The sequence below is a fragment of the Mycobacterium sp. 1245852.3 genome, from assembly GCF_001669335.1.
Lineage (GTDB): Bacteria > Actinomycetota > Actinomycetes > Mycobacteriales > Mycobacteriaceae > Mycobacterium > Mycobacterium europaeum_A.
Genome location: NZ_LZLL01000587.1, coordinates 1 through 15,033 on the forward strand (window position 1 = coordinate 1; position 15,033 = coordinate 15,033).

General features: G+C 61.7%; 11 protein-coding genes and 1 pseudogene. 8 read left to right on the top strand and 4 right to left on the bottom strand.

Annotation, left to right across the window (positions count from 1 at the left end; translation table 11 throughout):
* Nucleotides 1-115: 115 nt before the first annotated feature.
* Nucleotides 116-1,075 (bottom strand): DUF4192 domain-containing protein, encoded by a 960-nt coding sequence (locus A9W96_RS27295; RefSeq protein ID WP_067144393.1) that lies wholly within the window; start codon nucleotides 1,073-1,075, stop codon nucleotides 116-118.
* Between the two features lie 318 nt (nucleotides 1,076-1,393).
* Here A9W96_RS27295 and A9W96_RS27300 point away from each other — a divergent pair, with 318 nt between their 5' ends.
* Nucleotides 1,394-2,266, top strand: coding sequence for a hypothetical protein (locus A9W96_RS27300; protein ID WP_156765442.1), 873 nt, complete (start codon nucleotides 1,394-1,396; stop codon nucleotides 2,264-2,266).
* A gap of 436 nt (nucleotides 2,267-2,702) precedes the next feature.
* Here A9W96_RS27300 and A9W96_RS27305 read toward each other — a convergent pair.
* A pseudogene (locus tag A9W96_RS27305) lies at nucleotides 2,703-3,182 on the bottom strand (integrase core domain-containing protein); the annotation flags it as partial.
* Between the two features lie 442 nt (nucleotides 3,183-3,624).
* Here A9W96_RS27305 and A9W96_RS32940 point away from each other — a divergent pair.
* The 6 genes from A9W96_RS32940 (at nucleotide 3,625) to A9W96_RS32950 (ending at nucleotide 9,298) form a co-directional block, all read left to right on the top strand.
* Nucleotides 3,625-4,224 carry a hypothetical protein gene (locus tag A9W96_RS32940; RefSeq protein ID WP_231999926.1) on the top strand — a complete coding sequence of 200 codons (600 nt, stop codon included), beginning with the start codon at nucleotides 3,625-3,627 and terminating at the stop codon, nucleotides 4,222-4,224.
* Between the two features lie 111 nt (nucleotides 4,225-4,335).
* The gene (locus tag A9W96_RS32945) at nucleotides 4,336-4,731 is read left to right on the top strand and encodes a hypothetical protein (RefSeq protein WP_231999927.1); all 396 of its coding nucleotides are present in this window, start codon (nucleotides 4,336-4,338) and stop codon (nucleotides 4,729-4,731) included.
* 218 nt (nucleotides 4,732-4,949) lie between these two features.
* Nucleotides 4,950-5,927 (top strand): type VII secretion target, encoded by a 978-nt coding sequence (locus tag A9W96_RS30980; RefSeq protein WP_082972655.1) that lies wholly within the window; start codon nucleotides 4,950-4,952, stop codon nucleotides 5,925-5,927.
* A 639-nt stretch (nucleotides 5,928-6,566) separates the two neighbouring features.
* The gene (locus A9W96_RS27320; RefSeq protein ID WP_067144398.1) at nucleotides 6,567-7,244 is read left to right on the top strand and encodes a Crp/Fnr family transcriptional regulator; all 678 of its coding nucleotides are present in this window, start codon (nucleotides 6,567-6,569) and stop codon (nucleotides 7,242-7,244) included.
* A 265-nt stretch (nucleotides 7,245-7,509) separates the two neighbouring features.
* On the top strand, nucleotides 7,510-8,238 hold the full coding sequence (locus A9W96_RS30985) for a type VII secretion target (RefSeq protein WP_231999928.1): 729 nt from the start codon (nucleotides 7,510-7,512) through the stop codon (nucleotides 8,236-8,238).
* A gap of 373 nt (nucleotides 8,239-8,611) precedes the next feature.
* Nucleotides 8,612-9,298, top strand: coding sequence for a hypothetical protein (locus tag A9W96_RS32950; protein ID WP_067144396.1), 687 nt, complete (start codon nucleotides 8,612-8,614; stop codon nucleotides 9,296-9,298).
* Between the two features lie 911 nt (nucleotides 9,299-10,209).
* On the opposite strand, the gene A9W96_RS31875 is transcribed toward A9W96_RS32950, so the two are convergent.
* Nucleotides 10,210-10,740, bottom strand: coding sequence for a hypothetical protein (locus A9W96_RS31875; RefSeq protein ID WP_156765443.1), 531 nt, complete (start codon nucleotides 10,738-10,740; stop codon nucleotides 10,210-10,212).
* 1,003 nt (nucleotides 10,741-11,743) lie between these two features.
* Here A9W96_RS31875 and A9W96_RS32375 point away from each other — a divergent pair.
* Nucleotides 11,744-12,949 (top strand): hypothetical protein, encoded by a 1,206-nt coding sequence (locus tag A9W96_RS32375; RefSeq protein ID WP_197499676.1) that lies wholly within the window; start codon nucleotides 11,744-11,746, stop codon nucleotides 12,947-12,949.
* 849 nt (nucleotides 12,950-13,798) lie between these two features.
* Here A9W96_RS32375 and dnaB read toward each other — a convergent pair.
* The coding region (gene dnaB, locus A9W96_RS27330) for a replicative DNA helicase (RefSeq protein ID WP_067144397.1) at nucleotides 13,799-15,033 on the bottom strand (1,235 nt) is incomplete at its 5' end.

Sequence of the window (15,033 nt, forward strand, 5' to 3'; positions counted from 1 at the left end):
GCAAGCATTCACATACCGCCCACACCACACCCCGTGCCGGGTGGGCGGCGTGGGAGCGGGCATGGTGGCGGTGCGGCCCGCGTCGCAACTCCACACCCGGCCCAGCCGCCACGCGTCAAATCGCCAACGCTGAGACAGCGTGGCGGATCAGGTTGCGGATATCCTCAGGCCGTATCCCCCCCTGCAACGCGCAATCCAACATTCCCGCCATCGGATGAGCCGGCTCCTCTGCCAACGCCGCCTCGAGCGCGACACCGGCTAGCGGTCCTTCACCCCGCGAGAACGCGCTAAAACCGATAAGGCACAAAGCTTCTGATCGGTAGGGCCGTGGCAGCACCCGCGCCAGCTCGCCCCACAGGGTCTCTGCCGCGCCCGCCTCCGCGGAGTCCACCAACGTAAACAGCGCATCCCGCACCCGCACGTCGACCAGCGAAGCACCGATACGCGCCAAGTCGATATCCGACAAGACCTCTCCCTGACCCACGCGACGCACCGCAGCCACCGCCTGCCGCACCGCCACCTCAACCGCCGCCCCGCCAGCACCGGCAAGCAAGGGCGCCACTGCAGCCGCACGCTCAACGTCGACCGCCACTAGCGCCGCCAGCTCCTCCCGCGACCCATACATGCGGCGTCCCGCAACCACAGCCGCAGCCGCTGCAGCTGATGACGCCGGATCGCCGAGCACACCGGCCTTGCCGCACCCGTCCACACACTGCCACCGGCCCCCGGCCTCAACCCTGTCCACCATCACTGCATCAACAAGGCACACGCCGTCCGCTTCCAGCGCCTCCGCCAACGTCGCCGCCATGTCACCAAAGCGCTCGATGCGCATCATGCACGAGCTGGTCAGCGTCGATACGAACACCGCCACGGCGCCATCGGCACCGCTGCGACTCACCAGCACCGCTAACCGCTCAAGCGCATTCGTCGCCGCAACATCGCTGAGATCCACACGCAGAACACAACTTACGCATCCACCCTGAACGGCAGCCACCACCAACGACTCCGCAGGCCGAAAGCCAAGCATTCCCGGCAGATTTCGGACGACGTCACCGATGGACTCTGTGGTATACATCTTGCACTCCCCTTTGGGAATTATGGGCTAGTCCCAATGACCTGCCCTCACAACACCGATCGTATCCGCGGCCACCGACAATTACTGACGTCGAGAAACTCACCATGAAATAGCGGTGGCGACGCTGGCTGCTGCGACGGCCGCGCTGCTGCTACGACTGGGTGCTGCTGCTGCTGCTGCCACCTTCGCGACCGCCATCCATCCACCACCCCACGCCTGTGCCGGGTGGTGGATGGATGCGCGCTGTGGCCAGCCTGTCCAACGGCACGGATCGACCACGAGAACAAAAGTCGGTCGGACTTTGTCAAGATGAGGGGCGTGACGATGCTTCATGGAACATTGGCGACCATCCTGACGGCCGTCGTTGTGGTATTCATTGCCGCCAGTATGTTGCGGTCGCTCCACAACGTGGTTCGCCACGAGCGCGTCCGCCAGGAGTATCGCCAAACCGTTCTGGCGATACGCTGGTGGATGCTTCCGGCGGCGATTGTCCAGCTCACCGTCGTGATTGCTGTCTACGTCGCGCTCGTGAATGTATTTCCGCTGCTTGGGTGGGGTTGGTGGCGGATGTTAGGCAATAGCGGCAACGTCGGTCTCGCACAGACGGGACAGAGCGGGTGGATCTGGGCAGTGGTTGGAGTTGCGGTGCCAATTGTCGTGGCCGCTCTGGTTCCATGGGTAGCCCATGCCGAAGAGCTAGCGTTTCGCTATCGCGCTGAACAGCAAGGTATTCGCCGAAAAGTAACGAGGCAAGTCGTGTTCGGGTTGACTCATTTTTGGGCGGGAATACCAATCGGGGCCTGCTTAGCGCTGACCATTAGCGGGCTGTACTTCCTGATGGTGTACTTGCGCGCCATTGCGACACTGGGCCCCGAGGTGGAGGCGGCGCGACAAATGCCCCAGTACGAACGTCTGCCCTCCCCTGCGCTGACCGACAACGAGGATCCCAACGCGTGGACGGAACTGCGCAGAGAACGTGAGCGCGTGCGTACGGAGAATGAGCGACGACGCAACGAGTGGGCCGACAGCCTCGCTGATCAGATATCAGCCAGCCGCGACCGTGTTGATCAGGTGAGACGGCGTGCGGTCGCCAAATCCGCCGCCGCGCACGCGGTCAGCAATTGGGTGGTGATCGTTCTGCTCGTGGTGTTCCTCGCCTTGCGAGCGCTAGCTCGCTATGGCTCGCAATAGCATGATCGCGGGTGCGGCTTGGGGATACCGAAAACAACGAGCCCCAACCTGCTCAGCCCGGAGACGCTGAAGGGTTTGGCGTCAACGACCGCCTCACTGAGGTAATTCGCGGCGGCGGGCTCAAACCTGGTGGCGCGAATTTGGTTGGTGCTGTTTAGGTCTCGCTGTCCAACTACTGTCGGGCGCCGAACACCGGCTTGGAAGGTCCGCGCCACGGCCGGCCGCTTTCCATGATCTCGTGCTGGGAGTCTTCAACCGACGGAGCATCCAGTTCTCAGGTAGAGACTGGCGGTGGGCTATCGCGCAGGCTCGAAGCCAGTTGCCCGATGCGGCGTCGCTTGACGGCAGCGCCCCTTGAATACACTGTGCCCCTGTTCAGAGTCGGTTGATGGTTGACGTTTCTGCGTCGGTTGATCCTTGACACTCGTGTTGTGTTTTAGGTGCCTGTGCTGGTGCGCAGGGCCCGTTTGTTTCGTACCTCGCCGCGGCTGGTTCGGGCGGCGGTTTTGACCAGATCGTCGCCGATCCAAAACCGCAACAGATCCCCATCAACGTGGACATCGCAACGAGCGCCGGCGTAGTGGCGGCCCACGCAGACCTGCTGCCAGGACACACAAACGATGCCGTTAGCGCATACCCGGCGGCTGACCCAGTCATCGCCGGTGCGTTGGGCGCCAGCGCGAGCAGGCGCCGCCGGGGACACCGCGGCGGCTGCCGGGGTGAACCGTTGTGCCGGGGTGGCCATGTCCAGCGACTGATGCGGGCTGGCGGTGTTGTAGTAGTCCACCCATTCATCGAGAGCCTGCTGAGCCGCCTTCAAACTGCTGAAAGCTGGTCTGTTGCTGAGGAATTCGGCACGCATACTGCGGTGGAAGCGCTCGATCTTGCCGGTCGTGGTCGGGGATCTAGGTTGAGTGGGGTAGTAGCGCCACTCTCCGCCATTTTGGTCGTAGAGGCTTCGTCCTCCTCGTGCCACCGCCGCCCTGCACCAGGCGCTGGCCACCGAAGACGGCGAGACGGGTGTCGTGGGCCAGGCTCTGACTGGGAAAACATCCCTATTGATGGCCAACCTCCGGTCCGCGGCCCCTCCATCATCTCCGAACTGCCGCCGTGGCTACTCAATCCGAATGCGCCCGCGCCACCGGGCGTGATCAGACCACCACAGAACCCGTTGCTGGCACCGTTCCCCGGCGCCACCATGCCGGCGCCACCCCAGGCAACCCCCCGCCGCCGTCACCGGGCCTGATCCCTCACATCAGCCCGCCACACATCAACGTGCCACCGCCTAGTCCCGCCGAAACCGAGGTCGCCGGCGGCGGACTACTCCTGTTGCTCCTCCTGGGCGCGGTGGCCATCGCATGACCGGCGATGCCGCCATGCCGACGGCGTTTGACCCCACCGCCGTGTCGTCGCTGGCACAAGAAATTGCCCAACACATCGGACCCCTGCAACGCGTGACCACAGCACACCTGCACCTCTGGCTGCCAGCACTCACCATCCCCTCCGCATGGACCATCGCCGACGCTGACGGCGCCGCCGTGACCCGTCTGCTGCTTCGCCGTCTCAACAGCAGCAACCACTGGGATAGCTGCGAAGTCCTCAATCTGTACCGGGTACCGGGCGCGGTGCCAGCAGCACTTGTCCTATGCAACGCCGACCGCATCTTGCGCGACAGTCAAGCAACCGACATCAACGCACAGCCACTCGACATACCGCCGCAATACGGAATCATCGGCACCCGAGCCTCGGGCCACCTCACCACCGGTAACCGACAGGTGTTCGGTCCATTCAACAACTACATCGTCAACAGCGCCGCAGGCAGAGCACTCATTGAACAGGCCGTCGTCGTCGGCTCCGACGCCCAGCCTTCCTTAGCCGAGGAGTGCGCCGCACTGACTGAAAACCTGTATCGATCGCTTCTCGCCAGCATCGACCGCCCACACGATCCGGGACTGTGAGCCGCACTCCCCGATGAAGAACTCCCGCATCACCGGCCTTGTCTTCGCATCTCGATATCATGCAATGACGACAGCCCCCGGAGGTCCGTGATGTCCATGAACGTAATTCGGGTGAACTATCTGCCCCGATTCGATTACGGGCATGATGCGGTGCTGCTGACTCTGGATGCGCCTGGCCTCGACACTTTCCGCGCCGCACTCAACGACGCTATGCAACGAAAGTCGTCGCGCCTCGAGCACGACGGCGTAACGCACGATTTTGTCATCTGTGCCGGCGAAGCTGATATCAGCCTTGCCCCAACGCACGTAACATGGCGACTCGATCCTGCGAAAGCGGACGAGATCTCGCTTGACTTAGCGGTTTTGAGTGAGAAGGGTCGCGCGGGCCATAACTATGTCGATATGTCGACACCTGCGCCCACTCTCGTTGTCTCGCGCGACGAATACCTCGCAGTCACCTATCCATGGATCAACCCGCCGCCACCGAGCCAAGGCACCCACACCTAACCCGCCGTTCGACACATCGGATGCCGTTCAGGCAGAGTACGTTTCGGCTGCTGGCGCGCACCTATCACTCGGTCCAGCCGGTGCCGGAAGGGTCGAGCATCGAAAGTTAGCTGCGCGGGCGCTGCCACCTGTTGTGTACCCGATATCCGCCCATAGCGGTACGCTCAGAGGATTCGCTGGTAGGTCTCTTGCTGGCAGCCGAGTAACACGGGGGTGACATGGCTGAGTTGAATGTGAATCCAGGTGACTTGCTGCGCTTCGCTGACGCCTATTCTGACTTGGCGACTCGCGCGGCCCAGATTTCACCGCAAGCGGCTGCCGAGGTGCAGCGTATCGCTGCAACTCATGGCCCAATGGGATATCCCACTGCCGTCGGGATTGCTGCCGGCCTGGCAAGGGCCGACGGACCCCTGCAGGCGAAGGTCGCTGACTTCACCACTTACTCGCAACGGTTCACCGAACACACAGCTATCTACACAAAGACTGATAAAGATGGTGCCGCCGCTCTCGACAACACGTTTGTCCCGGTGGACTCGAAGGACCAAAGCGACAATCCGGACATACCGAAGCCTGCCATTGACCCAAGGAACCCGTTTGTCGGCGACCAGCGGTTTGGTCGTTGGGAGGATGTCGTCCCGCCTCCCTATGTGGGAGCTACCCCGCCACCGCCGTGGACTGGACACCGCAATTGGAAGAATCCCTCGCTCGAGGGCGGTCCCTCGGGCTTTTACTCTCCCGGTGGTAAAACGTGGGCCGACGACGGCTCCGCACCGGCTGCCCACTTGGAGAATCAGTACAAGTTCCGCATTTCTGGTGAGGACTGGACCAGCTACACGCGCACCGATCCCATCACCGGCCAGCAGCAACAGTGGGTGCAGTACACCTACGAAGGCGAGAAGTGGACTCGGGTCCCCGTCAATTTGAACGTCTGGGGCCCTAAGGCTCCGAACGAGATCACCGGCGAGCTCGGTGGAGTCAACACGGGGTCTCTTGCCGGCATCGGCCCGCCGGCATACCGGGGCCCATGGGAGCCAATGACCCTGCCGCAAATAGCGACGTTGTCGGCTGCGAATCCCAGCGTCCATTTCTACATGCCCGATGACTGCGGCTCTCAGTTCAGCTTCGTCAATGGCGTTGCCACAGGCGGAAACTCCGGTTTAGGGCCGATCATGCCGAGCATGATCGCTGGTCCTTAGGCGTGCCGCCGGGTGCGGTTGTCCGACTTGTCCCCGCTAATATCGGCGAGCGCGTCTGCCTCACATCAGATTTGCGTGTTGGTTTTGGTTGCGCCCGTCGGTCATCGATGACGGCGAGCGAGGCCAACACATCTTCTGCTGTGTGCGATGGTGCGGACTTCGCGGTGGTGCAGTGCGGATTCAGCGCACACCGCTCGTTTGTGCGCCTGCGATAGTACTGCAGTAGTGAGCGCGCTAAACGCCTTATCCGGCAGGCAGATCGGGCTGAATGTCCTCGAGCGATCAGCCCTTCAGCGATCGCGCTTCGGCGTTGACAGCCGTGGCCGCCGGGGCGGCCGTTTTGGCCGCCCTCGCCGCAGTTGTCGTTGGCGTCGCGGTCCCGCCGCCCGGGGCTTGTTTGAAAGCGGCGCCCACGGTGGTCGTCGACGGCCTGCTCGCCGAGGGATTGTTGGCGGGGATCGTTGGTGCGAGTGCGATTTAGCGCTCCCGTTGCCCCGGCGACACTTAATGATTTCATGAGGGTTAGATGGGCTAACATTCGTGGTGAATCCACGGGCGCGCCTTCGCTGAAACGTCCTCGCGAGGTGCTGTAGGCACACTTTGACCTCCAGTGTGGCCGCGCAGTTGAAAGGTGCTTCGGTGCAAGACGTTTTAGCGCGAGCAGGAATTCTGCAAGGCGTTGCTCCCGACGCCGTTGCAGCGTTGGTGGGCGAGTTTGAACAAGTATCTTTTCCACCCCGCCACACGGTGTTCACCGAAGGTGAGCCCGGTGCCGACCTATACACCATGCTGGGCGGCAAGGTAAAAATCCGCCGCAGGGCAACCGATGGTCGGGAAACCTTGATCGCGGTCCTGGGTCTCACCGACATGTTCGGCGAGCTCCGCCGCCCTGTTCGACCCGGCGCGAGAACATCCACCGTGACCACCTTGACGGAGGTGCAGGCGGCGTGGATGGACCGCCGTGCGCTTCGCGCCTGGATCGTCGCCTATCCCGATGTCGCCCAACAACTCCTGCGGGTGCTGGCCCGTCGACTACGCCGCACCAACGACACGCTCTGCAACCTGATCTTCACCGATGTTCCCGGTCGGGTAGCCAAACAGCTGCTCGACCTCGCTAGCCGATTCGGAACCAACACTGGGCAAACCCTGCGTGTTGACCTCAATCTCACGCAGGAAGAACTCGCTCAACTCGTCGGCTCGTCCCGCGAAACGGTAAACAAAGTCCTGTCGGACTTCACCCAGCGCGGCTGGATCCGCCAACAACGCGGCAGGCTGAGCATCCTGGCCCCGCACCAACTCGCTCGCCATAGTCGGTGAAACAGCGTCGCTGGCTTAAGCTTTCGCGACAAGACGAGCCCCCGACCATTGCGGTCGAGAGGCACTGACTAGCCGCCCCTTGCCATGCGCTCGCGCTTCCATCGAGAGCTGGCCGCCCGCTGTGCCTTCAGCGATCTAGCCTAAGCGGCGCAGCGACCTCGGTGCTGATCTACCTGGAGCCGCCCTATTGGGCCCGTTCCGTCATTCCTCATCGGCCGCCGGGCGCATCCCACCTAGAATGCCCCTAAGACAGCAAGGAGACGTCGTGGCCGAGTTAGATGTCAATCCGGCTGATCTGTTGAGGATCGCCGGCACATACGGAGAGCTGGCCGCGCGCGTGGCGCAGATCTCGCCGCAGGGTGCAGCCGAGGTTCAGCGCATCGCCCAGACACACGGCCCCATGGGTTATCCCGTTGCCACGGGAATCGCTGCCGGCTGGGCGAAACAGGAGGGCGCCTTACAAGCCAAAGCCGACGACTTCAACTCCTACGCCCAACGATTCACGCAGCACCGCGCAACCTACACTGACCAAGATTCCCAAGCAGCGCAGCGAAACAAATCCATCGCCTGGCCCGCCGAGCCTGCTCCCCGAGCGCCGGCTCATGCTCAAATGCTGGGATTTCAGCAGGCTCCCCTGCCACAGGCACCAACCACCACCTCCCCGAAACCTGATCCTCCCCAATGCAAACCCGAAGACCAGGCAAAACTGATCAAAAGACTTGCGGAATGGTGCCTCGAAAGAGACCGGCTGACAAAAGAAGTTAGTGCCTGGGACCAGAAATACCCGCCCGGTCACGCGTTCAATATGAATGATCCCGCACAGGCCGCCGAATACGAACGCGGCGAACAGCTCAAAATAGATAGAACCAAACTGATACGGGACTACGGCGAACTACTCAAAGACGCCACAACGTGCGGCGCTGTACAGGATCCCCAAACAGGCGACATCCTGTGGCCAGACGGGACACGAACCACGTTAGCGCCGCCCAAGTGAGCGCGAGAATCCGGTTGTGTGGCCGGCCCAACGCCATAACCTCGCGAACGCCCACAATCCAATTGGCTGCCATCGGCTCGGACCTCGCTAACCTATCGCTACCCGAACAGCACTGGAAGTCGTCGTTAATACGCGGACTTCAAAGCAGGGAAGTTAGATGATCTGGTCACGAATTGCCTGCGTCGCTACAGTCGCTACAGTCGCTACCGTCACGACGGTAGCGTGTGGGCCAGATACCACCAGCAAGACTGCACCGAGATCCACTGGCGCGGACGTCGTGACGTCAAATCTCCCCCCTCAACTTCCGCCTCCGATCAATGATTCAACGCAGCTATCGGGACCGGTATCCAGCCTGCGCCCCGCAGCACCGATCATGGTCGGTGACAACCCCACCAAGGTATGCATGGCAGGCTTCTACGTTGACTACCCCGACACCAACCATCACGGCCACCAACTTCCCGCCTTCCTTACCGCCGCACAGTGCGCTCAAGGCAACGACCACGCGCCAGTCACCGTGATGAAAGCTCAAGCACCCGACCAAAAGCCGATACGCACCCAGATCGGCCAAATCACCTACCTCACCCCCGGCGATGGAAACCCCATGACCGCCGATGCGCCATGGACGATCCCCACTTCGCCGCTGGCCGTCTTCAGCCCCGGACAGCCCAGCTGGCCACTACCTGTAGAAGTCACCGTCAACAACAAGACCCCTACTGGTCAGGTGCTTCAGACAACGCAACCCGCTGAACAACGCCAGGCGCCTGCAACCTGGACCAACAGCTTCGGCGCCATCGCCACCGGGCACGTCCTCGACCCCGCGTCTACGCCGGAATTAAGCAATATTCCCGCCAACATCGAACGCGTTGTCGTCGCTGCCGACGATCCATCCCAGCCAATCTATCCCCAGGTGTTGGGATCTCCGGTCACCGCAGAAATGGACGGCACCATCTCCAACCTCGGCATCATTGTCGGCACTGATAAAGCCCGGCACTGGGTAGTAGTCGATCTCATTGGACCCTTCTTAACGGCACATAATGCGCGTCTAAACGTGACCAGCTAACACCAACCCGGGGCAACGCCGCACGCCAATTATCTCCGATCCCCCGCTCAATACAATTGTTAAACGCCTTCGCCACTTGCCTCTGTGGCAAGTCCCCGATACTGAGTCCAGCCCCGTCTTAGAGTGGGTTGGTTTGATCCGCTCCTAGTCGATGCTGCAGGCCACCGGGGTGGGGGTGGTGCAGCTGCCTGCGGCCGCGTACTCGGCCGGCGTCATGTAGGCCACGACTGAGTGCCGGTATCGGTACATGCACCACCACCCAACACCTGGGTGGTGCACGTGCATGGGAACGGAATGGTGGTAGTTCCGCGCCGGCCTCAGACACGACCGGATCCGACCGCCGGAACCCATCTGCCTTGAAGAAACGCTGCGCAGTGTTGATCCGCCGGCTGGTCCGCGGCCTCAGCGCCCGCATCGAGCATCGTCGCACCCGCTCGAGCGGCACGTGATCAACACTGGTCGCGTGGAGGACCGCAGCACAGCAGATGCAAGGGATACGGTGCACGGTGACAACCTGTTTCATAGCATGATGGCTGGGTCGAGTGTGGAAGACAGACGACCGAGAGAGTGATTGGCATCGCGTGCGGATGGCCGGCCCTGGTTAGCATTCCGCCGCCGGCAGGAATTACATCGACTCATTGACCCATGACGCGCGCTGGGCAGCGTAAATAACTTCTAGCAGCACATCACATCACCCGGGATTGATTTGCCTAAAACACCATTTTTTAGAGAAGAGTTGCCCGTCCAGCCAAAGGCTGCAAGTGATGTGCGCGCCTACTGGTACGTCTGGTCGACAGTACCCGTGCTGGGCGCGCGGAGGCGCCATACGCCAGCCGCTTTGTTGCATCGCAATGGTCTGTTGAACCGGCGTCGATCGATGCGATACCCGTAACGCGCCTGCACAACTCGGCTCAAGGGACCCACCCCTGTGACTGTCCAGTCGGGTCGATCGGGTTGTGGGTTTGTATGTGAGCACCGAGCGCGAGGTCGTATCCCCGTAGCATCGTGCGCAAACTTTTGAGCGACTCGACATGTTTGGTTTCTGCTTCAGCGACCGCACGCGCAACGGCAGCATGTGCCTCTGCTTCAGAGATGAGACTGTCCATCGCAGCTGCCGCGGCGGCCTTCACCGATAGGAGTGTGTCAGTGAGGTCCGCGGTACTGCGTCTGACGGCGGCACTACTTTGCTCGGTCGACGCTTGCGACACGGCGGAAATGCTGACCTGACCGTATTTGCGGCATAAGAACGCTTCGACATCACGGTGGTGTGATCGCCTGTTGGACTTCTTGCCCAGCTCGGGAAACGTTTGATACGGCAACATTTTGTTTCGCCACCAAGCTCGCACTGTGCTCGCAGACGCCCTGCCTCCCGACAGCGCGGCAATGTCATCGGCCGACAGCCATCTCCCTCCCCCGGTTGCGGGGTTGAAGTCAGTCGCCATACGTTGCAACGTAACGCATGAACGCTCGCAAACAGCGGCTTTTCGAGACTTAAACGCTCGTTACTGCAGCCCTGCAGGGCAAAGATCACCCACGCTCATCTATACCGATGTGTTAGAATTCGCATCAATACGTCGGTATATGTAACATAGCCGGAGGGTCGTCACTTGGTTGCAGCGCAGTCAGGATCTCGAGCCGAGTGCGCCGATGGCGCTCACCGACGAGCCAGGAGGCGCAGCGGTTCTGAGACGCGACAACGGACGCGTCAGTACAAGCTCAGCCTTCTGCCGCAAGAGGAAGAGATTTTGCGCCGACTGGCTGACGAGCAAGGCCTGCCCAACATTCAGCAATACATCTTGCGGAACTTCGTAAATTCCGAGGGTTTCTGAGTCATAGCCTCACCCAGCACTACTTCTCCTTGCGCGTGACCGCGGGTGCAGACGCTTCTCCGGGTCGAGGAGGTTCGGCGAAGCCAGGCCGCGCGACCTTTTGATGCTTGATGTGCCCATCTGTTCCCATGGACAGAGCTCTGGGGCCTGCGCGGTCAGTTCGGACTAGAGTCCGGCGACACGGCGGCGCCCGCGAATCATGATCTAACTGGGCTATGTGCTTGGCCTGCGGCTGCCCTGTCAGAACACGGCGGCCCAGTGTGGAGCTTCGGGCACCTCCGCATAAGGGTCCTGGACGCACCAACGCGCGTCCCCAGCGTTCACAAGCCACACGCGGCTGACCGGAGCTGGGCTAGTGAAAAGCCTAGCTAGGCAACCAATCCAAAAAATGCCACGGTGGACGGCATACCGCAGTGACAGAGCCCAACATCTCTAGCCCTAGCGGCGGCTCCCGACGGCACGTATCTGTGCATCGCTTGCAACTCCGGCTGCAGACGCCGTGCCGGGAGCCAAATGCGGATGGGCGTGCGGCCTTGGCTGCAATCACCTGAGCCGCAGACGTGTCCATTAGACGAGTACAGTTCCGCATCAGCGCGGGTACCCGCGCTATACTCCCATGCCAAAGCAGGTTTTAGGGGGTTTGATGGCTTCGCCGATTGAGCAGCTGATAGTCGAATCCCAGGAACAGTACCGCCGATATTACGAGCTGTACGGCGCCCGCCCGGTCACAGGCACAGGGTTCCTGGAGCTCGCCAGGGTTGCACGATCACTGAGTCAGAACGTACAAGACGCCCGTGAGGGAATTCGGGCCCTGCGCTTCTCCTCAGCGGTCATCGACACATATTCCGCCGCAACAGCCGCTGATCATCAGCCGCTTGAGGCAGCTGCTCGGGCAGGCCACGTTGCGGCGCACGCCGCCGATGGCAGCGCCGAAATCAACGTCACAGGAGCGGCAGATATCCTAGGGATCGCCCGCGAGGAAACCGCCCAAATCGCCGCAGTTCCCGATCCCGACTCCGCAGAAGGCCAGACCGCCATCGTGGCCATTATCTCGAAACATCAATCCAAAGCCGCCCAAACGCTCGCCGAATCAGCTGCCAAACAGCAAGCGCTAGGTCAACAGGCCGCCGGCGCCGGCGAGCCGACTGGAGCGAAGCCCCTCGACCAGAAAGTTCCAACCTCACCAGACGACACAATCATCAACGACAACGGTGGTAAGCCCCACATTTCGCTCGTCGACTCGCACACTGGCCCATCCCCGCAGCCGGTTACGCCAGGCACCCAACCCCAAATCGGCCCATTCCCAGTCCCCCCGCAGGTGGCTGCAGCCGCGCAGCCGCTGCACCCCGGCAACGATCCCCTTACCCGCCTGTTGTTGCCGTCTACGGCACCTGCCGCCCTGCCCGAAGACGCAGTCACCGCCGCGATGCGACAAATAGTCTCGGCGCCACACACCTTCACACCAGAACAGCTGAAACTGTTGCTCTCTTCGGCTCCTCAGATCACTCCTGGAGAGCCGCTGTTTGAGGCATTAACCCGGCTTTCTCAGGGACAGGTCCCCTCCGGACCGATCACCCTTTCGCTTTCTGACCTCAGAACCTTGGTGGACGCCGAGGTGAGTAGCAAGCTCAGCGAAGCTGAGAAATTTTCCTTGGACAAAATGCTGTTCAAGGCCGGTGAAGGGTGCCTTTTCGCCGGTGGCGGTGCAGCAATACCAGGTCTGCTCGGCGGCCCGTTCGAACCGCTCGCGGTGGCAGGGGCATGCGTACTTGGTGGCGTCACTGACGCTGGAAAATACGCCGTTGATCAGGCGGTGAAATAGACCATGCCTTCCCACACATGGAGCACCCCGGCCCGAACACTACGCGCGCTGGGGATAGGCCTCGTCGTAGTCGGCACATGGCTACTCGCTCATGCCATCGACAACCCCAACCACCCGCTCACAGCCATCGCGTGGACAGCGGCACTAGCTCTCACCGGAACGCTGATACTGATAACCGTCTATACCCACTACGGACGACCGCCTCGGCGTCGCACACCTGACACCCCAATTCCCGCCTGGGGCAGCGTCCTGGCCGCCATCGTGTTCGTCGCATTCTTCGCCCTCCAGATCTATCTTCTAACAAGTGATCCCGGCCACCGCGCAACATCGTCACTGCAAGCTGCGGCCTTTCTCGCCATGGCGGTGTACAGCATCCTCGATGCAAGCGCCAAACACCGCCGCCGTGCCACCACACAACCGGCACCGCCCAGGACTGCAGGGCAATCTCCACCACAGCACTGACACCGACCACAAAACGCTGGATCGAAACCGTTTCGGACCGAAGTCTTACGGGCGCTCTGTCGCGGCTTTATAAACCCACACGCCGCCGGTATTGGCACTGCGCCACTGGTGATTGACCGATTTCGTAGGTCGCAGAGCCGGTCAGCTGCCGAGGTGCCACCACCAACCCAGCCGCACCGAGAAGACGGTCGAAGCCTTGGATCGCAACACTTTCACACGTGGTAGGCACGACGCACATCCTTCACCGATCGCACCCACATGTCATGAGGATTGGTCGAACTCACGATTCTGCATCGGCGACCAACCGACGCACTTTCATCGCATATATGCAGTATTGACGCAGCAAAATTGAGAACGTGCAGTCAAATTGAGCACCTACATGGACATTCAGCAGCGCGCGAGGTCGCGAAAACTCGACATGTGCAGGGTGCTGGCCACTGTCAAAGTTCTTGGGGCAGGACCATTTCGTTGTTTGGCGACGATCAGGTCCGCTTCGCCACCTCGAGGGCTGTCACGATCGTAGGCGTCGGGTCGGTGAATGAGGATGACCATGTCGGCGTCCTGCTCCAATTGACCGGTTTCGCGAAGGTCTGATAGCTGCGGGATTTTGTCGGCGCGTTGTTCGGGCCCGCGGTTGAGCTGGCTGACGGCGACTACCGGGACATCGAGTTCTTTGGCCATCAGCTTGAGGCTGCGGGAAAATTCGGCCACTTCGGTCTGGCGGGATTCGACTCGCTTGCCTGAGGTCATCAGCTGCAGATAGTCCACCACGATCAGCTCGAGGTCGGTCTTCTGTTTGAGCCGGCGGGCCTTGGCGCGGATCTCCATCATGGTCAAATTCGGCGAATCGTCGATATACAATGGCGCATCGCCGATTTCACTCATGCGTCGCGCCATTTTGGTCCAGCCGTCGTCGCTGAGGCGCCCAGAGCGCATGTCGGCCAACTTGATCCGCGCTTCTGCTGACAACAGCCGCATCACGATCTCTGACTTGCTCATCTCCAGGCTGAAGATGATGCTGGCCCTGTTGTGGTGGATGGAGCAGGATCTCATGAAATCCAATGCCAGAGTTGACTTTCCCTGGCCGGGCCTGCCCGCCACGATGACCATCTGTCCACCGTGCAAGCCGGTGGTGAGTTCATCAAGTTCGGCGAACCCGGTGGGAACACCGCGAGTCAGTCCGCCACGGGACTGGATGGCGTCGATCTCGTCCATGGTGTCTTGGATGAGGTCGCCCAGCGGCGCGTAGTCCTGGGAGGCGCGGTCCTCGGTGACGTCATAGACCTCCGCCTGGGCTCGATCGACTACCTCGGCGATGTCGGCGCCGTCCGCGCCGGCGTAGCCGTACTGCACCACCCGGGTCCCGGCCTGCACCAGGCGGCGCAGCACGGCCTTTTCGGCGACGATCCCGCCGTAGTAGCCGGCGTTGGCGGCGGTGGGCACCGTGGAGATCAGCGTGTGCAGATACGGCGCACCACCAACCCGGGCCAGCACAGCGCGCCGGTCAAGTTCGGCGGCCACCGTCACCGCGTCGGCGGGTTCACCGCGGCCGTACAGGTCCAAGATCACGTCGTAGATGCTCTGGTGGGCTGGCCGGTAGAAGTCACCCGGCCGCAGCTTTT